At 64.9% G+C, this 19,275-nt stretch carries 19 protein-coding genes; 14 read left to right on the top strand and 5 right to left on the bottom strand.

Annotated elements, in window-relative coordinates; all coding sequences use genetic code 11:
• Positions 1 to 110 precede the first annotated feature (110 nt).
• The 8 genes from AXZ77_RS05605 to AXZ77_RS19290 all read left to right on the top strand — a co-directional run bounded on the left by AXZ77_RS05605 (position 111) and on the right by AXZ77_RS19290 (position 8,339).
• Complete coding sequence (locus AXZ77_RS05605) at positions 111 to 1,127, top strand: Hint domain-containing protein (RefSeq protein WP_176535969.1); 1,017 nt, start codon at positions 111 to 113, stop codon at positions 1,125 to 1,127.
• An 85-nt stretch (positions 1,128 to 1,212) separates the two neighbouring features.
• Positions 1,213 to 1,998 (top strand): ribose-5-phosphate isomerase RpiA, encoded by a 786-nt coding sequence (gene rpiA / locus AXZ77_RS05600; RefSeq protein ID WP_098410376.1) that lies wholly within the window; start codon positions 1,213 to 1,215, stop codon positions 1,996 to 1,998.
• Positions 1,999 to 2,140: 142 nt separating this feature from the next.
• Positions 2,141 to 3,493, top strand: a complete 1,353-nt coding sequence (gene gor, locus AXZ77_RS05595; RefSeq protein ID WP_098410375.1) for a glutathione-disulfide reductase — start codon at positions 2,141 to 2,143, stop codon at positions 3,491 to 3,493.
• Positions 3,494 to 3,548: 55 nt separating this feature from the next.
• Positions 3,549 to 4,730, top strand: coding sequence for an FtsH protease activity modulator HflK (gene hflK, locus AXZ77_RS05590; RefSeq protein WP_098410374.1), 1,182 nt, complete (start codon positions 3,549 to 3,551; stop codon positions 4,728 to 4,730).
• Positions 4,730 to 5,662, top strand: a complete 933-nt coding sequence (gene hflC / locus AXZ77_RS05585; protein ID WP_083079136.1) for a protease modulator HflC — start codon at positions 4,730 to 4,732, stop codon at positions 5,660 to 5,662. The genes hflK and hflC overlap by 1 nt, the downstream gene beginning before the upstream one ends.
• Positions 5,662 to 5,853, top strand: a complete 192-nt coding sequence (locus AXZ77_RS05580) for a DUF2065 family protein (protein WP_083079137.1) — start codon at positions 5,662 to 5,664, stop codon at positions 5,851 to 5,853. The genes hflC and AXZ77_RS05580 overlap by 1 nt, the downstream gene beginning before the upstream one ends.
• Before the next feature lie 175 nt (positions 5,854 to 6,028).
• A complete protein-coding gene (locus AXZ77_RS05575) occupies positions 6,029 to 7,501 on the top strand; it encodes a DegQ family serine endoprotease (RefSeq protein ID WP_098410373.1) in 1,473 nt (490 codons plus the stop codon).
• A gap of 223 nt (positions 7,502 to 7,724) precedes the next feature.
• The gene (locus AXZ77_RS19290) at positions 7,725 to 8,339 is read left to right on the top strand and encodes a hypothetical protein (RefSeq protein ID WP_141536228.1); all 615 of its coding nucleotides are present in this window, start codon (positions 7,725 to 7,727) and stop codon (positions 8,337 to 8,339) included.
• 196 nt (positions 8,340 to 8,535) lie between these two features.
• On the opposite strand, the gene AXZ77_RS05570 is transcribed toward AXZ77_RS19290, so the two are convergent.
• Both AXZ77_RS05570 and AXZ77_RS05565 read right to left on the bottom strand, forming a co-directional pair.
• The gene (locus AXZ77_RS05570; protein ID WP_098410372.1) at positions 8,536 to 9,774 is read right to left on the bottom strand and encodes a nitrate/nitrite transporter; all 1,239 of its coding nucleotides are present in this window, start codon (positions 9,772 to 9,774) and stop codon (positions 8,536 to 8,538) included.
• Positions 9,775 to 9,884: 110 nt separating this feature from the next.
• The gene (locus AXZ77_RS05565) at positions 9,885 to 10,448 is read right to left on the bottom strand and encodes a peptidoglycan-binding protein (protein WP_098410371.1); all 564 of its coding nucleotides are present in this window, start codon (positions 10,446 to 10,448) and stop codon (positions 9,885 to 9,887) included.
• Positions 10,449 to 10,614: 166 nt separating this feature from the next.
• Between AXZ77_RS05565 and AXZ77_RS05560 the strand changes: the two genes are divergently transcribed.
• From AXZ77_RS05560 to purU, 4 genes are all read left to right on the top strand, one after another.
• On the top strand, positions 10,615 to 10,938 hold the full coding sequence (locus AXZ77_RS05560; protein ID WP_075776110.1) for a 2Fe-2S iron-sulfur cluster-binding protein: 324 nt from the start codon (positions 10,615 to 10,617) through the stop codon (positions 10,936 to 10,938).
• A complete protein-coding gene (locus AXZ77_RS05555) occupies positions 10,938 to 11,699 on the top strand; it encodes a VCBS repeat-containing protein (protein ID WP_098410370.1) in 762 nt (253 codons plus the stop codon). The genes AXZ77_RS05560 and AXZ77_RS05555 overlap by 1 nt, the downstream gene beginning before the upstream one ends.
• Positions 11,700 to 11,815: 116 nt before the next feature.
• Positions 11,816 to 12,766: a cation diffusion facilitator family transporter gene (locus tag AXZ77_RS05550; protein WP_098410369.1), complete on the top strand. Its 951-nt coding sequence runs from the start codon at positions 11,816 to 11,818 to the stop codon at positions 12,764 to 12,766.
• Positions 12,767 to 12,910: 144 nt separating this feature from the next.
• Positions 12,911 to 13,807: a formyltetrahydrofolate deformylase gene (gene purU / locus AXZ77_RS05545; protein ID WP_098410368.1), complete on the top strand. Its 897-nt coding sequence runs from the start codon at positions 12,911 to 12,913 to the stop codon at positions 13,805 to 13,807.
• Here purU and AXZ77_RS05540 read toward each other — a convergent pair whose 3' ends face one another.
• Both AXZ77_RS05540 and mgtE read right to left on the bottom strand, forming a co-directional pair.
• The gene (locus tag AXZ77_RS05540) at positions 13,808 to 14,344 is read right to left on the bottom strand and encodes a 5-formyltetrahydrofolate cyclo-ligase (protein WP_078603931.1); all 537 of its coding nucleotides are present in this window, start codon (positions 14,342 to 14,344) and stop codon (positions 13,808 to 13,810) included. It lies immediately after the preceding gene.
• Positions 14,341 to 15,726 (bottom strand): magnesium transporter, encoded by a 1,386-nt coding sequence (gene mgtE / locus AXZ77_RS05535; RefSeq protein ID WP_098410367.1) that lies wholly within the window; start codon positions 15,724 to 15,726, stop codon positions 14,341 to 14,343. Before mgtE ends, AXZ77_RS05540 begins: the two co-directional genes overlap by 4 nt.
• A gap of 146 nt (positions 15,727 to 15,872) precedes the next feature.
• On the opposite strand from mgtE, the gene guaD reads away from it, so the two are divergent.
• Together guaD and AXZ77_RS05525 are read left to right on the top strand one after the other, a co-directional pair.
• Positions 15,873 to 17,156, top strand: a complete 1,284-nt coding sequence (gene guaD / locus AXZ77_RS05530) for a guanine deaminase (protein WP_098410366.1) — start codon at positions 15,873 to 15,875, stop codon at positions 17,154 to 17,156.
• Positions 17,153 to 17,884 carry a hypothetical protein gene (locus AXZ77_RS05525; RefSeq protein WP_098410365.1) on the top strand — a complete coding sequence of 244 codons (732 nt, stop codon included), beginning with the start codon at positions 17,153 to 17,155 and terminating at the stop codon, positions 17,882 to 17,884. Before guaD ends, AXZ77_RS05525 begins: the two co-directional genes overlap by 4 nt.
• On the opposite strand, the gene AXZ77_RS05520 is transcribed toward AXZ77_RS05525, so the two are convergent.
• Positions 17,874 to 19,211 (bottom strand): 8-oxoguanine deaminase, encoded by a 1,338-nt coding sequence (locus AXZ77_RS05520; protein ID WP_098410364.1) that lies wholly within the window; start codon positions 19,209 to 19,211, stop codon positions 17,874 to 17,876. The genes AXZ77_RS05525 and AXZ77_RS05520 overlap by 11 nt on opposite strands.
• Positions 19,212 to 19,275: the final 64 nt, after the last annotated feature.

The raw sequence follows: 19,275 nt of genomic DNA, 5'->3' as shown, positions 1-19,275 counted from the left end.
CCCCGGATCAACAGCCCCAAAACGACCCCGGCATGCGCAAAAGCAACATCGTTGACGCGATATTCAGGATTATCGCGCAGCCTGAGCGGCGAAAGGCTGTGGTGGGCACGATGCCGATTTTCGGTGCATGGCAATTTTCGGACCTGATCGTATCGGGTCCGGACCCGTTCGGGTCGAACGCGTCGGCGAATTCCGACGCGGTGGGTGCGACCAGCTTCACGATCGAGGCTGACGCTGCGGTGCAGATGATCGATCTGACCGATGACGACGCCAATCTCGAAGATGCCGACGGCTCGCAGGAACTCACCCTACCCACGACATTCGACGGCATCGCCTGGGGCGCAGGTGCGGCGGGCGATGTCGAAATCGAATACAGCTATGTCATCCGTCCGACGGGCTCCTCCGATCCGGCCGACAATATCACGATCTTCGTGCTCGAATTCGAGGGCGACGTGCATGGCATCGCCTCGTCCGAGCGTCTTTTCGCGGGGCAAACCTACGACATCGTCGCAATCGACAGCAACGATCCGGTCATTCCCTATGCCGATCTTGCGGTCTGTTTCGCCCGCGGCACCCGGATCGCGACCAAGCAAGGCCCCGTCGCGGTGGAGGATCTGCGCCCCGGCATGAAAGTGCAGACCGCCGATAACGGCTATCGCGAATTGATCTGGACTGGCCGCTGGCGGATGACCGGGCGCGACGAGAACGCGCCGATCCGCGTCGCGAAAGGCGCGCTTGGCAATGACCGCGCCTTTGAAGTCTCGGCCCAACACCGGCTGCTGGTTCGCAGCCGCGCGGGCGTCCTTGGCGGGCGGGAGCTTCTGATTCCGGCCAAGGGGCTGCTCGACCTGCCGGGGATCGCGCGGGCACTGCGTCCGCGCATCGAATGGCTGCATCTGCTGTTCGAGGCGCATGAGATCGTCTTTGCGGACGGAGCCGCGGTCGAAAGCCTCCTGCCCGGCCCGATGGCGCTGCGCGGGGTCGGCCCGCAAGAGGCCGCGCGGCTGCGCGCGCTGATGGCGGAGAACCCGCTGCTTACCCAGCCCGCGCGTCCGATCCTGCCCCCGGGGCAGGCGCGACGCCACGCCAAGCAAGCGGGCGGGATGCGACAATTCCTCCTGCGATGAACACAGACTGACAAAGCCCTCGCCTGAGCGCCCTTGATTGCCTATAAGCGTCGGCAACTCAGACTGCCCATGAATGGAGCGCCAAATGGCTGCCGACCTCTCCCCGATCGACAAGGCGAAATTCGCCGCCGCCCGCCGTGCCGTTGACCTCATTGAAGACGGGATGCGTGTGGGCCTCGGCACCGGCTCGACAGCCGCATGGATGGTGCGCTGCCTTGGCGAGCGTATCCGCGACGAAGGGCTGCAACTGATCGGGGTGCCCACCTCGACGCGCACCGCTGATCTCGCCCGTCAGGTCGGCATCAAGGTCGTGGCGCTCGACGAAGCGAAATGGCTCGATATCACGATCGACGGGGCGGACGAATTCGACCCCGATCTGAACCTGGTGAAGGGTGGCGGCGGCGCGCTGCTGCAGGAAAAGATCGTGGCCACCGCGTCCGATCAGATGATCGTCATCACCGACGCCTCGAAGGAAGTGAACCATCTGGGCGCCTTCCCCCTGCCCGTGGAGGTCGTGCCCTTCGGCTGGCAGGTCACCCGCGCGCTGATCGAGGAACTGCTCGACTCGATGGACGTGATGGGCCGCCAGACCTCGCTGCGCCTGAACGGCCAGCAGCCCTTCGTGACCGATGAAGGCAATTACATCGTCGATCTGCATCTCAACCGCATCGGCAACCCGCGTCAGCTGGCGCTGGTGCTGAACCAGATTCCCGGCGTGGTCGAGAATGGCCTGTTCATCGACATCTGCGACAAGGTCATCATCGGCGGCACCGACGGCAAGGTCGAAATCCGTGACATCAACGAGGGCACGGTGGCCAATGAGACCATCGAGTTCGCCGAGGACGAGAACATCTTCCGCGATATGGACTGATCTTCGCGCAGGGCGCGCGCCTCGGGGATGCAACGCTGTGACGCATCCCCGCCTTGCGCGCGTCTTTCCGTCCCCGCCTTGCTCCTGAGCGCATGGACCGCTAAGCCAAGACGCAAGGAATATCAGGAAGGAAGGCGCCCCCATGAGCTTCGACTACGACCTTTTCGTCATTGGCGGTGGCTCGGGCGGGGTGCGCGCGGCTCGGATTGCCTCGGGCCATGGCGCGCGCGTCGCACTGGCCGAGGAATACCGGATGGGCGGCACCTGCGTGATCCGCGGCTGCGTCCCGAAGAAACTGATGGTCTTCGCCTCCACCGCGCCGGCGGCCATCGAAGAGGCCCGCGCCTATGGATGGAGCGCGGATGCGGGTCAGTTCGACTGGCCCGGCTTCCGTGGCAAGCTGGATGCGGAGCTTGACCGGCTCGAAGCGATCTATCGCAAGGGGCAGGAAAACGCGGGCGTGAAGGTCTTCGACCAGCGCGCCACCGTGTCGGGCCCGCATGAGATCACGCTGGCCGATGGCACGAAAATCTCGGCCAAGCATATCCTCGTCGCGGTCGGCGGACGGCCCTTCGTGCCCGAATTCCCGGGCTGCGAGCTGGTGATGACCTCGAACGACATCTTCAAGCTCGACACCCTGCCCGAACGCATCCTGATCGTCGGCGGCGGCTATATCGCCTGCGAATTCGCCTGCATCCTCAACGGCCTGGGCGTTCAGGTCACGCAATATAACCGCTCGCCCCTGCTGCGCGGCTTCGATGGCGAGGCGCGCGACCTGATCGTGGATCAGATGCAGGCGAGCGGCATCGACATTCACACCCATGTCGTGATCACCGAGATCGAGAAGACCGAGAACTGCCTGAAAGTCACCTGCGGCGACGGGCGCGAGGACGAGTTCGACGCGGTGCTCTACGCGACGGGCCGCACGCCGAACACCGAAGGGCTCGGCCTCGAGACCGCGGGCGTGGAGCTGGGCGAGCGCGGCGAGGTCATGGTCGACGAATGGTCGCAGACCAACGTGCCCTCGATCTTCGCGGTGGGCGACGTGACCGACCGCATCAACCTGACCCCGGTCGCGATCCGCGAGGGCCACGCCTTCGCCGATACCGTCTTCGGCGCCAATGCCCGCCCCTCCGATCATGAGCTGGTGGCCTCGGCCGTCTTCACCCAGCCCGAATTCGGCACCGTCGGCATCACCGAGGAAGAGGCCGAGGAACGCGGCAATGCCGAGGTCTACGTCTCGAGCTTCCGGCCGATGCGCTCGGGCTTTGCAGGCTCCGACGCGCGGGTGCTGATGAAATTGATCGTTTGCCGCGAGACGCGCTGCGTGCTGGGATGCCATATTGTGGCCCCCGAAGCGGGCGAATTGATCCAAATGGTCGGTATCGCCGTCAAAATGGGGGCAACCAAGGAACAGTTCGACGCGACTTGCGCGGTCCACCCGACCATGGGCGAAGAGCTCGTGACCATGCGGAACCCTGTAAGACATTATTGAAATCACGGAAAAGATACCCAACTGTCCGACAAGATAACGGAAAGGTGAGGAGCATATGAGCAACGGAGGCCCCTGGGGCGGCGGAGGCGGTGGCGGCGATGACCGCGACGACGACCGCGAAGACAAGCGTCCCGGTCAGCGACGTCCCGGCGAGGGCGCGCAAATCCCGGAAATCGAGGAATTCATGCGCAAGGGCTCCGAGCAGCTCCGCGTGCTGATGGGCGGCAAAGGGGGCGGCAATCGTCCCAACCGTCCCAATGGCGGCGGAGGCGGCAAAAGCCCGTTCCCGATCAAGTCCGCCATCGTCATCGGCCTTGTGGCCGTGGTTGCGATCTGGCTCGGCTCCTCGCTCTACAAGGTGAACCCGGAAGAGCGGTCGGTGGAACTGATGTTCGGTCGCTATTATGAGACCAAAGGCCCCGGTCTGAACCTCGCGCCGTGGCCCATCATCACCTATTCCAAGGTTCCGGTGACGCGCGAACAGACCGTCGATATCGGCTCGGGCCGCGCAGGCACGAACGATACCGGCCTGATGCTGACGGGCGACCAGAACATCGTCGATCTCGAATTCCAGGTGGTCTGGAACATCAGCGATCCGGCGAAATACCTGTTCAACCTCGGCGATCCGCAGGACACGATCCGCGCGGTGTCGGAATCCGCGATGCGCGACATCATCGCACGTTCGAACCTCGCGCCGATCCTGTCGACCGCACGTGGCGAGATTGCCGCCGATCTGCGCACCGCAGTGCAGAAGACGCTCGACAGCTATGATGCGGGCATCAACATCGTCCGTGTGAACTTCAACCGTGCCGACCCGCCGCGCGAAGTGATCGACAGCTTCCGCGAAGTGCAGGCCGCCCAGCAGGAGCGGGACCGCCTCGAGAAGGAAGCCGACGCCTATGCCAACAAGGTGACGGCAGGCGCTCGCGGTGAGGCCGCTCAGGTCAAGGAAGAGGCCGAAGGCTACCGTGCGCAGATCGTGAACGCCGCCGAAGGTGCCGCCGCGCGCTTCAACTCGATCCTCACGGAATACGAGAAAGCGCCCGAAGTGACCAAGCGCCGGATGTTCTACGAAACCATGGGCAAGCTGCTTCAAGACGTCGACAAGGTCGTCGTGGATACCAAAGACGGCGCTGGCGGGGTCGTGCCCTATCTGCCGCTGGATCAGCTGCGCAAGAACTCCAGCTCGTCGTCCAGCACAACCAACTCGACCGCTAACACGGGAGGAAGCAACTGATGCGCGGACCTATCGCAATTGCCGTTCTCGTTGTTCTCATCTTCCTCGGACTGAATTCGGTCTTCGTGGTGGACGAGCGTGAAAAGGCCCTCGTGCTGCGCTTCGGTGAGGTGCAGCAGGTGAAGACGGAGCCCGGTCTCGGGTTCAAGATTCCGGTCGTGGACACCATCGTGAAATACGATGACCGCATCCTGAGCCTGACCACGCAGCCGCTCGAAGTCACGCCCGAGGACGACCGTCGTCTCGTGGTCGACGCCTTCGCCCGCTGGCGCATCGTCGACGCGGTGAAATTCCGCGAAGCCGTTGGCGCGGGTGGTGAGACGACCGCAAAGAGCCGCATCGACGGCATCCTGAATAACGCGATCCGCGAAGTTCTGGGCTCGGTCCCCTCGACGGCTGTGCTGTCGGATGACCGGACGCCGCTGATGAACCGCATCCGCGATCTGGCAAGGCGCGAGGCGCTGTCGCTGGGCGTGGACGTGATCGACGTGCGTCTGACGCGCACCGATCTGCCCGAGCAGAACCTCGCCTCCACCTATGGCCGGATGCGGGCAGAGCGTGAACGCGAGGCCGCCGACGAGCGCGCCCGCGGCGCCGAGGCCGCACAGCGCATCCGCGCAACCGCCGACCGTACCGCGGTCGAGGTCACATCCGAGGCCAAGAAACAGGCCGAGATCGTGCGCGGTGAAGCCGATGCGCAGGCCAACAAGGTCTATGCGGATGCTTACGGCAAGGATCGCCAGTTCTTCGCATTCGTGCGCGCGCTGCAATTCTACGCGCAATCGATGAAGACGCAGACCTCGTCGCTGGTGACGCAGCCCGACAGCCTCTACTTCGATTACGGGCGCTTCCTGCGCTCGATCGGGGAGAACCCGGGGCCCGAAACCGGTGCAGGCCGGGGCAGTGCATCGGCGAGCCAGGTCGGCCAGTGATGGCGATGCTTTTGACCGGTCTGGGACTGGTCCTTGTGATCGAGGGGCTGGCGCTTGCGCTGGCCCCTTCTCGCATCGAGGAGGCGCTGGATATGCTGCGCGCCATGTCGGCGGGCCAACGTCGCGCCCTTGGCCTTGCGGCTCTGGCGACGGGTGTGGCGATCCTCTGGGCGCTGCGGCAGTTCGGATAACCGCCTTTCTCTCGTGCCTTGAGCGCAAGAGAGCGCCATTGTCCGCCCCCTGCGACGCAATTTCCTGTCGTGAATTTTGGCGAATAACTTCCCTTCGCCCCTCCCTGCTCCTACATTTCAAATCAAAGAGAGCATCGCGCCGGTCTCCCGCACCGGCGAAGCAAGGGAGAGCCATATGACAATCCTCACCGGACCCGGATCCATGCTGCGCGCCGGATTGAGCGCCGCCACGCTTGCCGTGGCGCTCGCCTGCGCCCCTCTGGCCGGGCCCGCCTATGCCCGCGCCGCCCCGGAAAGCTTTGCCGAACTCGTCGATCAGGTCTCCAATTCGGTGGTGAACATCACCACGTCGACCACGGTGGCCGCGCCGACCGGTGACATGCCGAACTTCCCGCCCGGCTCACCCTTCGAGGATCTGTTCCGCGATTTCGGCCTGCCGAACCCGAACGCCCCCAATGGCCCGAACGGGCGCGGTGCGCCGCGCCGCTCGAACGCGCTCGGCTCCGGCTTCGTGATCTCGGAAGACGGCTATATCGTCACCAATAACCACGTCATCGAAGATGCCGACGAGATCGAGATCGAGTTCTTCTCGGGCAAACGTCTCGACGCGAAACTGGTGGGCACCGATCCGAAAACCGACATCGCGCTCTTGAAGGTCGAGAGCGATTCCCCCCTGCCCTTCGTCGCCTTCGGCGACAGCGACGCCGTGCGCGTCGGCGACTGGGTGATGGCGATGGGCAACCCGCTGGGTCAGGGCTTCTCCGCCTCGGCCGGGATCATCTCGGCGCGCAATCGCGAGCTGTCCGGCAGCTATGACGACTATCTGCAGACCGACGCCGCGATCAACCGCGGCAACTCGGGCGGTCCGCTCTTCGACATGGAAGGCGAGGTCGTCGGCGTGAACACCGCGATCCTGTCGCCCAATGGCGGCTCGATCGGGATCGGCTTCTCCATGGCCTCGAACGTGGTCGCGAAAGTGGTCGATCAGCTCAAGGAATACGGCGAGACGCGGCGCGGCTGGCTGGGTGTGAAAATCCAGGACGTCACCGCCGACATGGCCGAGGCGATGGGACTCGAGGCCCCCGAAGGCGCGCTTGTCTCTGAAGTGCCCGATGGCCCCGCGAAAGAGGCCGGGATCGAGGCGGGCGACGTGATCACCTCCTTCGATGGCGGCGAGGTCAAGAGCACCCGCGATCTGGTGCGTCGCGTGGCCGACGCGCCGGTGGGCGAGAAAGTCCGCGTGACCGTGATGCGCGATGGCGAGGCCAAGACGCTTCTGGTGACGCTGGGGCGTCGCGAAGCCGCCGAGGGCGAACAGCCCCCGAAAGCCGTGCAGGCTCCGCAGGAGGTCGAGAAGGACATGCTCGGCCTGACCGTGACGCCGCTGACGGATGAACTGCGCACCGAGATGGGCCTGACGAAAGAGGCCAACGGCCTTGTCATCAAGCAGATCGACGAGACCTCCTCGGCCTATGAAAAAGGGCTGCGCGTGGGCGATCTGATCACCGAGGTCGGGCAGAAGCCGGTCTCCGCGGTCGATGATTTCGAAGAGCGCGTGCAGGCGGCGAAGGATGCGGGGCGCAAGTCGATCCTGCTGTTGATCCGCCGCGCTGGCGAGCCGCGTTTCGTGGCCCTCCCCGTGGAGTGATCCGCACCGCTCACGACGATAGAGAAGGCGCCCCGCGGGGCGCCTTTTTCAGTAAATGGTGCGCGTGAGAACCTTGAAGGCTCGAAGCGCAGTGGCCGCATCGGGCCCATAGTGCAAAATGCTGCGCGATAGACAGATGACCGATTTGCCAATAACTTAGCCTTGCCAATCTTACGCATCAGCTGCTTTCTATTTACGGTGCACAAAGCAGGGTAAGGGTACTTTGGATATAAGCGAGATTGTTGTTGGCGTTGTAGATGTCGGTGCGCCAAAGAATATTGGCTGGGCAATCAAATTTCGCGGTCAGGATGAAACAGGCCAAAACTTAGATGACTTTATTGGCCGCTACCGAGAATTGGTGACGCATCACCCCGGCGTTCTGGGTTTTGAAGCACCTCTGTTCATTCCAGTTAATCGCCAATTGGCAAAGATTACCTCTCAGCGTTGCGGAGAGGCCGGTCGACCTTGGTCTGCTGGGGCGGGTGCTACTGTCACAACTATCGGTCTCGCTGTTATGTCACATGTATTCGAGGGGCTACGAAAAAACTTGGCGGACTCGTCCTTCACTCTTGGTTGGCACGATTGGTCGCCCGAAGAATCCATTTTGGTTTTCGAGGCGTTCGTTAGCGGTGTGGCACATGCTGGTAAAGGGGATCATCATTTGGATGCCTTGAAAGCGGCTAACATGTTCTCTTCTGCATATCCTGATCTGTCAGCGGCCAATGCCGTAGAAGAAACGCGTGTTTTGTCACTTGCAGGAGCCTGTATGCTACGCGCTGGAGTCATCGTCGAAGAACAAGACGCACTGTCTGCCCCAGTGCTTGTTATCAAGCCTTAGGCAGGGTCTTTCCCGAAAGCGGACAATTGAAAACCGCGGAGCAATGGCAGCTTCGTCCTGCTTAGCCGACGTCCGCCGCAGACCGCTCCCGAAGAACTTGTCGGGAGCTGCCGATCCACATGGCGTTGCGCCTACAAGGCGTCCGGCCTCACGCTGCATCATTTACTGCGAAGGGCTGGCCCGCAGGGCGCCTTTTTCATTGCGCCGTTTCGCGTGCCCGCACCCGGCGCGAGGCGATCGTCAGGCTCCCGGCGGCGATCACGCACCAGACCGCCATGCCCAGCATCTGGGTCGGTAGCTCCACGCCCATATCGATCAGCACGCCAGTGATCCCCGGCCCCACCGCGGTCGAGAGCACCATCGAGGCCACGATGATCGCGCGGATGCCGCCGAGGTTCTTCACCCCGTAGACCTCGGGCCAGAGCGCGCCCATCAGCGTCCCGGAAAACCCGTTCGACATGCCAAGCAGCGCCATGAAGGCATAGACGCCCCAGACCGGCGTGACCAAGGCGACCGTCAGCGAGGCGAAGGTCAGCGGGGCCAGAACGAAGGGCAGCAGGCGCAGCGCTCCGAAGCGGTCGATCAACCCGCCGCAAACGAAGCCGAAGCCCACGGTCGCGAGGGACATCACCGGGAAGGCGGCTGCGAAGGCGAGCGGGGAGTAGCCGCGCAGCTCGGTCAGGTAGCCTTGGTGGAAGAAGATCACCGTGCCGATGAAGGGCGGCGCGAGCAGCCCCGCCAGCAGCATGTAGAGCACCGGATCACGGATCACCTCCGCACGGGTCCAGTCGCGCGCGGTGCCAGAGGCGCTCGATTGCACCTCGGTCGCGTTGGGCACCCGCTCGACCTGCATCAGCCGCATCAGGAGCGGCCAGGCGATCAGGACCAGCACCCCGGCCGAGAGCCACCACGCGAGATGCCAATTGCCGCTCACCTGCGCGATCAGCACCACCAGAACCGGCAGCACCGCAGAGCCGAAAGGCTGGCCCGGCACGATCAGCGACATCGCCTTGCCGCGGCTCGCGACGAACCAGCGGCCGATCTCGGTGAAAGCGATCTCGGTCATCATGCCCTGCCCGAAGAGCCGCAGCATGTAGATCGCGAGCGTCAGGAAGATCAGGTTCGGCGCGAGCGTGATCCCGATACAGGCCAGCGCGAGCAGCGGAATGGTGAAGCGCACGACCTTCCAGCCGGGCATCAGGTCGAGCGTGCGCCCCAGAAACGGCAGCGTCGAGGCCGAGGCCAGCGTCGCCACCATGTAGAGCGCTCCGAAGGTGCCACCCGACAGGCCGAAGGTTGCCCGGATGTCATTGCCCGACAGGCCAATGAAGAAGGTCTGCCCGAAGGACGAGAACAGCGTCAGCAGGAACCCCGCGCCGAGCCAGCGGGCATTGTCGCGCATGAAGCGCAGGTTGCTGCCGAAAAGCTTTTGCATGATGCCCCCTGATCCCTTGGCCTCCGGTTAGAGACCGTTCCCCCCGTGGGCACAACCCCGCCGCCTGCGCAAAGGGGTGTGCGGCGCTGCGATGGCAAACGCGGACGGCCTCAGTTTGACCAGATATAGAGGCCCAGTTCCTGCGCGGCGCGCACCGAAAGCGTCGGGCTATCGAGGCCGCGCGGTGCCTGATAGGCCGCGATTGCACGGCCCGTCGCCGGGTCCAGCTTGCCGTCGGCGGGGCCGGAATAAAGCCCGCGCAGCGCCAGCGCACGCTGGGTCATCGCAACGAAAGCGGGTGTCAGATCCTCCGAGCAGACGGATTCGAAATAGCGCGGCTTGCCGCTATCGACGAGCTTCTGGCCGCTCAATTCGCGATAGATCGCGGGCTGCGTGACCTTGCCGGTCTTCGGGTCGCGCTGTTCGGGGAGCACCTGCACCTGCCCGGTCACGGTCTCGACCTTGGCCGGGCCTTTGAGTTGGGTGAAACAGCCCTGCGCGTCGTCGGCGGGCGGGCGGCTTTGCAGCACATGGGCGAGCGTCTTGGCGGGCGGATCTTTCGGCGCGGCCTCCGAGCCCTGCGCTGTGGGATGACAACCCGCCAGCCCCATCGTCACACCCAGCGCCACCAGCACCGCCCGCGCCGTGCCGAAGTTTTCAGCGATCTGCCGCATTCTCGTCTCCGCCTGCCTTGGCCGGCACACTAGCCGATATCTACGCTGCGGCAATCCCTTGCCCGTGACAGCCCACCTCTGGCCAAATCGCCGAAAGCAGCTTAGATCACTTGCGACCGGCCCCGCCGGCAAGCGCGTTTTGATTACGAACAAGAGGCCCCGAGCTATGGCGAAAATCACCTATGTCGAATTCAACGGCACCCGTCACGAGATCGACGTGAAGCCCGGCATGACCGTGATGGAAGGTGCGCGCGACAATGGCGTGCCCGGCATCGACGCCGATTGCGGCGGCGCCTGCGCCTGTTCGACCTGCCATGTCTATGTCGACAAGGACTGGATCGAGAAACTGCCTCCGCGCGATCCGATGGAAGAGGACATGCTCGATTTCGCTTACGAGCCCGACCCCGTCACCTCGCGCCTGACCTGCCAGATCAAGGTCACGGACGAGCTCGACGGCCTGATCGTCAATCTCCCCGAAAAGCAGATCTGATGCGCCGCGCGGTGGCCCTCGCCTTCGCGCTGGTCACCGCTGCCGCCCTGCCCGCGCGGGCCGAGATGTCGGTCGCTGCGCGGTTCACCGAGCCGACGGACCGCTATGGTCACGGCGCGCTCGGCCCCGATCAGGAATTCGCAAATCTCCAGATCGACGTGACCCGCAAGGCGGGCAATCCCAAGGGGCTGTTCTCGGGGCACAGCACCCTGACCTATGAGCTGCGCCTCGATCCCGACATGGTCTATGAGGACACCGCCCCGCGCCTGAGCGACCTCGACGGCGACGGCATCGCCGAGGTGATCGTGGTGCAATCGCATCTGAAGTTCGGCTCGCGGCTCCTCGTGCTCACGGTGAAATCGGTCAAGCCGGAATTCCTCGCCGCGACCGATTTCGTGGGAGAGCCGAACCACTGGCTCGCGCCCATCGGCGTCGCGGATTTCAATGGCAACGGGCATCGCGACATCGCGCTGATCGACGCGCCGCATCGGTTGGGCGTGCTGCGCATTTTTGAGTATCGCGACGGCGCTTTGCAGCCCCTTTTCGCGGGCGGCTCGTTCACCAATCACCGTTTCGGCTCTGACACGATCCTGGGTGGGGTGCGCGATTGCGGCTCTGGTCCCGAGATGATCGTCGCCAGTTTCGACTGGTCGGAACTGCTTTCGCTCTCGGTCACGTCCGCGAACGCGGTGAACTGGACGCGCCTTGGCCGCGACACCTCGCCAGCGGGCTTCGCGACAGCGCTGAACTGCAACGGCTGAACCCTGCCACACCGGCCTCGCGGAACCGCCCTACCCTCACCCTTGTTACCCCTGCATCACGACACCGGCGCGCGGTCGTTCCTCCCCGTCGCGCGCCCAGCTGCAGGATCCCATCCATGGCCGAAGCGCAAGCCTCCGAAGAAAAGCCGATTGCCGTCTATGGGGCGCTCGCCGCGAACCTTCTGATCGCCATCGCGAAATTCGTGGCCGCGGCCTTCACGGGCAGCTCGTCCATGCTGGCGGAGGCGTTCCACTCGGTGGTCGATACCGGCAATGAGGGGCTGCTGTTGCTGGGCCACAAGCGCAGCAAGAAGAAACCGGATGAGAAACACCCGTTCGGCTATGGCAAGGAGCTGTATTTCTGGTCGCTCGTCGTCGCGATGCTGCTGTTCGCGATCGGCGGCGGGCTCTCGATCTATGAGGGCATCGTTCATATCCAGACCCCCGAGCCGATCGAAAAGCCGATCTGGAATTACGGCGTGCTGCTCGTGGCCTTCCTCGCCGAGGGCACCTCCTGGGTGATCGCGATCCGCCAACTGCTGAAGCAGCGCAAGCCGGGCGAAGGCTATTTCAAGGCCTTCCGCCGCTCCAAGGACCCGTCGATCTTCGTCGTCGTCGCCGAAGACAGCGCGGCCCTTCTGGGCATCCTCGCGGCCGCGCTTGGCGTCTATCTCTCGGTGACCTTTGAGAACCCGTTCTTCGACGGCGCGGCCTCCATCGTGATCGGGGCGATCCTGATCGTCGTCGCCATCATCCTCGTCTACGAGACCCGCGCACTGATCATGGGCGAGGCCGCAGACCGCGACGTACGCAGATCGATCCGCGAGATCGCGACCGGTTTCGACGAGGTGGCGGAGGTCAAACGCCTTCTGACGATGCATTTCGCGCCCGATCAGGTGCTGGTGAATATCGAGCTGAAGATGAGGAACGGCCTTTCGCCCGACGCGATCTTCCACGCGGTGGAGGCGGTGCAGAAGAAAATCCACGAGGTCCACCCGGAGGTTTCGAGCGTCTTCCTCGAAATCGAGTCTCTGCGCGGCACGCAGCCCGAGGGCGCTGCGGCCTGAGGCCGCGCGCTTCGCCCCCGACGCGATGCCGCTTTTCACCGCAACGCCGTCGCTTTCTCCCGCGCCCCTCCCCGGACTCGGGGTGATTGTGTCCCCACCCCCGGCGCGCTAGGAAACCGGGCGAAAGATCAAAAGGGATGCGACATGACCCAGACTGCCGACGCTTACGTTCTCACCGTTGCCTGCCCCTCGACGCGGGGAATCGTCGCGGGGATCGCGAACGTGTTGGCCGATCAGGGCTGCAACATCACCGACTCGCACCAATATGACGACCCGAAGACGGGCCAGTTCTTCATGCGCGTCAGCTTCGTCTCCGAGAAGGGCAAGGATGCCGAGGCTATCCGCGCCGCCTTCGAGCCGGTCGCCAAGGATTTCGAGATGGACTGGGCGGTGCGCAGCTCGCGCGAGAAGATGAAGGTTCTGGTGATGGTGTCGAATTTCGGCCATTGCCTGAACGACCTTCTCTATCGCTGGCGCATCGGTGCGCTGCCGATCGAGATCGTGGGCGTGGTGTCGAACCACATGACCTATCAGAAGGTCGTCGTGAACCATGACCTGCCCTTCCACCACATCAAGGTGACGAAGGAGAACAAGCCCGAGGCCGAGCAGCGTCTGCTCGACGTCGTCGACGAGTCGGGTGCCGAACTGATCGTGCTGGCGCGCTACATGCAGATCCTGTCGGATGCGCTGTGCCAGAAGATGTCGGGCCGGATCATCAATATCCACCACTCCTTCCTGCCGAGCTTCAAGGGCGCGAACCCCTACAAGCAGGCTTACGAGCGTGGTGTGAAGCTGATCGGGGCGACCTCGCATTACGTGACTGCCGATCTCGACGAAGGTCCGATCATCGAGCAGGACACCGTGCGCATCACCCATGCGCAGAGCCCGTCGGATTACGTCTCGCTGGGCCGCGATGTCGAGGCGCAGGTGCTGTCGCGCGCGATCCACGCCCATGTGCAGCACCGGGTCTTCCTGAACGACAACAAGACGGTCGTCTTCCCGGCCTCGCCCGGCGCCTACGCCTCCGAGCGGATGGGCTGATCAAAGATGTAGGATGCCCGCCTCGGTCACGATCATGTCGAGCGGCTGATCGGTCGGCTCGGTGGGCACCTCCGGCACTTCCTGCGCCGCGAAAGCAAAGCCGATCGCGGTGACGGGGCCGCGGGCGCGCAGCCCCTCCAGCGTGCGGTCGTAAAAGCCGCCGCCATAGCCCAGCCGATAGCCCTGTGCGTCGAAAGCCAGCAGCGGCACGATCAGCACCTCGGGTGTGATCTCCTCACCCTCTGCCGGGATATGCGCCCCGAAAGCGCCCGCGATCATCTCGGTCTCGGGCGTCCAGCGGTGAAAGACCAGGGGCTGCGCCTCCGCGACCACCACCGGCAGACAGAGCGGCCCGCCATGGGCGACCATCGCCGGGCGCGGATCGGGCTCGGTGCGGATCGGCCAGTATCCCGCCAGCACCTTGCCCGCGAACGGCTCCAGCGCCGCCGTCAGCGCACGGGTCGCCGCGCCATCATCGGCAGCATGGGCGGCTTTGCGCGCCGCGAAAGCGTCCTTGCGCGCGAGATCCTTGCTCATAGCAGAACCACGGAGGCCAGCCCGAGGAAGGCGAAGAAGCCCACCACATCGGTCATCGTCGTGACGAAGGTGCCCGAGGCCAACGCCGGGTCCGCGCCGAGTTTCTCAAGCGCGAGCGGGATCAGGATGCCCGAAAGGGCGGCCACCACGAGGTTGATCACCATCGCCAGCCCAATCACGATGCCAAGCTGCGCGCCCGAGAACCAGAAGGCGGCCACCGCGCCCATCACCACAGCGAAGGCCAGACCGTTGAGCAGCCCCACGATGGTTTCGCGTCGCACGACCCGCCAGACGTTGCTGTCGGTCAGGTCGCGGGTGGCCAGCGCGCGCACCGCCACGGTCAGCGTCTGGGTGCCCGCATTGCCGCCCATCGAGGCCACGATCGGCATCAGCACCGCGAGCGCCACAAGCTGCTGGATCGTGCCTTCGAAGATCGAGATCACCGCCGAGGCGAGGATCGCCGTCAGCAGGTTCACGAAGAGCCACGGCAGGCGCTGACGCACGGTTTCCAGAACGGTATCCGAGATCGCGGATTCGTCGCCCACACCGGCGAGGCGCAGGATGTCTTCCTCGTGTTCCTCGTCGAGCACGGACATCGCGTCGTCGATGGTGATGACGCCGACCAGGCGGTCGTCTTCATCCACGACCGGGGCCGAGATCAGGTGATACTGGTTGAACGCATAGGCCACGTCGCCCTCGTCCTGATAGGCCGAGATCTTGCGGAACTCTTCCTCGCAAATCTCGATCAGCTTCGAGGCGCGCGGGGCGGACAGGATGCGTCCCAGAGTGACATTGCCGACCGGGTGGTGGCCCGGATCGACGAGGGTCACATGATAGAACTGGTCGGGCAGCCATTTGGCTTTCCGCAGAAAGTCGATCGTCTCGCCCACCGTCCAATGCTCGGGCGCTGTCACGACCTCGCGCTGCATCAAACGACCGGCGGAATATTCGGGATAGCCCAGCGATTTCTCGACCGCGGCCCGGTCGGTCTCGTCGAGCGCGCCGAGGATCACTTCCTGCTGCGGCTCCTCGAGGTCTTCGATCAGGTCGACGACGTCATCGGAATCGAGCTCACGGACAGCGTCGGCCAGAACTTCCGGCGGCAGGCTCGCGAGAACCTCCTCGCGGATGCCCTCATCGATCTCGGTCAGGATCTCGCCGTCGATCTGGCGGCCCCAGAGGCGCAGAATCTCGCGCCGCTCATGGCCGGAGACCTGTTCGATAAGGTCGGCGATGTCGGCGGCGTGCAAAGGCTCGAGCAGCTCGCTCAGGCGACCTGCATCTTCCTGCTCGACGGCATCGAGAATTTCCTCGACCAGCTCACCGCTCAGCCGATAATCCTCTTCCTCGCGCTCTGTCTCTTCGGCAAGTGCTTCGGCCATGTCGCCCCCGTTCGGATCGCGCGTGAAACATAGCTGTTTTCTCGCAGATGGACAGGGGGGCGATGGCGAAAAAGAAGCGCCGCGACGGCAGAGATTTACCTTCGCCCCGCCCCGCCCTAGCATGGTGCTTCTGACAGGAGAGAATGATGGCTGAGCTGCATCTGGGGCAGGTTCTGGAATACCGTGGCGATGCGCTTGTCGAAGGGCCGGAAGCGGTCACGCACCGGCGGCGCGGCGGTATGCTGATCGACGGCGGTATGATCGCCGCCGTGGGCGAGGCCGACGATCTGCGCGAGGCCCATCCGCAGGCCGAGATCATCGATCATGGCGACCATCTCCTGTCGCCCGGTTTCGTCGATGCGCATGTGCATTACCCGCAGACCGCGATCATCGCGAGCTGGGGCAAGCGCCTGATCGACTGGCTCAACACCTATACTTTCCCCGAAGAGATTTCCTTCGCCGATCCCGCCCATGCCGAAGAGATCGCGACCCGCTATCTCGATCTGGCGCTGATGAACGGCACGACGTCGATGTGCAGCTATTGCACGATCCATCCCGCCAGCGTCGAAGCCTTCTTCACCGCCGCCAAGGCCCGCGGAATGCGCGCCGCGGCGGGCAAGACCTGCATGGATCGCCACGCCCCCGAGGCTTTGCGCGACACCCCGCAATCGGCCTATGACGACAGCCGCATCCTCTTGCAGAAATGGCACGGGACGGGCCGGCTGAGCTATGTCATCACGCCGCGCTTCTCGCCCACCTCTTCTGCGGATCAGCTTTGCGCCTTGGGCGCGCTCTGGGCGGAGCATCCCGATTGCCTGATGCAGACCCATCTGAGCGAGCAGGTGGACGAGATCGCCTGGGTGCGCGAGCTATATCCCACCGCGCGCGACTATCTCGACACTTACGAGACCTATGGCCTGCTGGGCGAGAACGCGCTTTACGGCCACGCGATCCATCTGGAACCGCGCGAGGCCGACCGGATCAAGGAGGTCGGCGCGGCGCTGATCCATTGCCCGACCTCGAACACTTTCATCGGCTCGGGACTGTTCGACTGGCCGACGCGTCTGGCCGAGGGGCAGCGGATCGGTCTGGCCACCGATACCGGCGGCGGGTCGAGCTTCTCGATGCTGCGCACGATGGCCGCCGCCTATGAGATCGGGCAGCTGACGCATCAGCCGCTGCATCCCGCGCAGCTCTGGTGGCTGGCCACGCACGGCTCGGCCCAGTCGATGCGGATGGGCGACAAGATCGGTGCGCTGGCGCCGGGGATGGAGGCGGATTTCATCGCCGTCGACCTCGCCTCGACGCTTGCCATCTCTCAACGCGCGGCGCGGGCGGAGGATATCTGGGAAGCGATTTTCCCGACGATCATGATGGGCGACGACCGCGCGATCGCGGGCACCTGGATCGCGGGCAAGCGGCTGCATTGAGCGATCCGGCTTTCGAGAGGATCTACGCCCGCGCGCCTTTCACGGTCGATTTCCTAGACGGCGGCGGTGGTGATCTGGTGATCTCCTTCGCCTCGATCGGCCATGACCCCAGCCGCCCGCCCGCGCCGGAATTCGTCGCCACCGCCACGGGGCGCGGCACGCCCGGATTCCCGCGCCGAGCGCTGTTCTTCAGTGATGACAGTCGCAGCTGGGCGAATGATCCGGGTTTCGCCCCTGCCCTGCGCGCCGCCTTGGCAGAGGTGGCGCGCCGCCGCCCCGTCGCCCGCATCGCTGCCATTGGCCTCTCGATGGGCGCGGTCTCGGCGCTGGTCGCGGCGGAGGTGATCCCGGTCGACGTAGTGCTCGCGCTGTCGCCGCAAGCCTCGGTCAAACCGGGCGTCGTGCCGGGGGAGACGCGCTGGAGCGAATGGACCTCTCGGATCGACCATTTCGCCCGCGAGGCCACGCCGCTTCCGCCCGCGCCCTGCTGGGCGATCCTGTGCCACGGCGCGCATGACGATCTGGATCAGGCGCTCCCCTTCCCGCGCGCGCCCAATGTCGATCACCTGATCTTCCCCGATCTCGGCCATTCCGACCTCGCCCCGCATCTGAAGGCGCGCGGCGGGCTATCGGGGCTGATGGAGGCTGCCCTTGCAGGCGACCGTCGCCGCCTGCTGCGGATCGCCAGCGCCGCCGGGGCCGTGCGGCGCGAGAAATTCAGCCCATAAGCGCTGATGCGAGGCGGTTTTGCGTCTCGATCACCCGCGGCAGGTCGATCGTCACCACCCGCCCGTCGCGCACCACCTGACGGCCCTCGACGAAGAGATGTTTCACCTTGGGCGGCCCGCAGAGCACCAGCGCCGCGACCGAATCCCAAGCCCCCGCCGCCTCAAGCCCCGAGACATCCCAGATCGCCACATCCGCGCGTTTTCCGGGCGCGATCACCCCGCAATCGGGGCGGCCCAGCACCTGCGCCCCGCCCAAAGTCGCGATTTCCAGCGCCTCGCGCGCGGCCATCGCGTCGGCGCCGTTTTGCACCCGCTGCAGCAGCATCGCCATGCGCGCCTCGCCAATGAGGGAGCCTGCATCGTTCGAGGCCGAGCCATCGAGGCCCAGCGCCACCTTCACCCCCGCATCGCGCATCTGCCGCACCGGCGCGATGCCCGAGCCCAGACGGCAATTCGAGCACGGACAATGCGCAACCCCCGTCTTCGTGCGCGCGAACAGGTCGATCTCGCCCGCATCCAACTTCACGCAATGGGCGTGCCAGACATCCTCGCCCGTCCAGCCGAGGTCTTCCGCATATTGCCCCGGACGGCAGCCGAACTGCGCCAGAGAATAGGAAATATCCTCGTCATTCTCGGCCAGATGGGTGTGCAGCATCACGCCCTTGTCGCGCGCCAGCAGCGCCGCGTCGCGCATCAGTTCGCGCGAGACGGAAAACGGTGAGCACGGCGCGATCCCCACCCGGCACATCGAGCCCTCGCCCGCATCGTGGAACGCGTCGACGACCCGGATGCAGTCGTTCAGGATCGCGTCCTCGCGCTCGACCAGACTATCGGGCGGTAGGCCACCATCGCTCTCGCCGATGCTCATCGCGCCGCGCGTGGGATGAAACCGCAGGCCCAGCTCGGCGGCGGCGTGGATCGTGTCCTCCAGCCGCGCGCCATTCGGATACATATACAGGTGATCGGAACTGGTGGTGCAGCCGGTCAGCGCCAGCTCCGCGAGCCCCACCTGCGCCGAGACGCGGATTTCCTCGGGACCCATCTTCGCCCAGATCGGGTAGAGCGTCTGCAGCCAGCCGAACAGCAGCGCATCCTGCCCACCCGGCACCGCGCGGGTCAGCGTCTGGTAGAGATGGTGATGGGTGTTCACGAGGCCCGGCGTGACGACGCAGCCCTTGGCCTCGACCACCTCGCCCGTGCTTTCGAGCCCCGGCCCGACGGCGGCAATCTGCCCGTCGCGCAGCAGCAGATCCGCGCCCTTCAGCTCGCGCCGGGTGCCGTCCATCGTGACGATCACCTCGGCGCCCCGGATCAAGATCTCGCCCATCGCGCGCTCCTACTGACTGATTTCGCCAGAGCCTAGACCGCGCGGATGGGCGAAGACCAGAGGC

The sequence above is a fragment of the Thioclava sp. ES.031 genome, assembly GCF_002563775.1.
GTDB lineage: Bacteria > Pseudomonadota > Alphaproteobacteria > Rhodobacterales > Rhodobacteraceae > Thioclava.
Note: the sequence above shows the minus strand (reverse complement) of the source record. Positions and strands in the feature narration are given on the sequence as shown.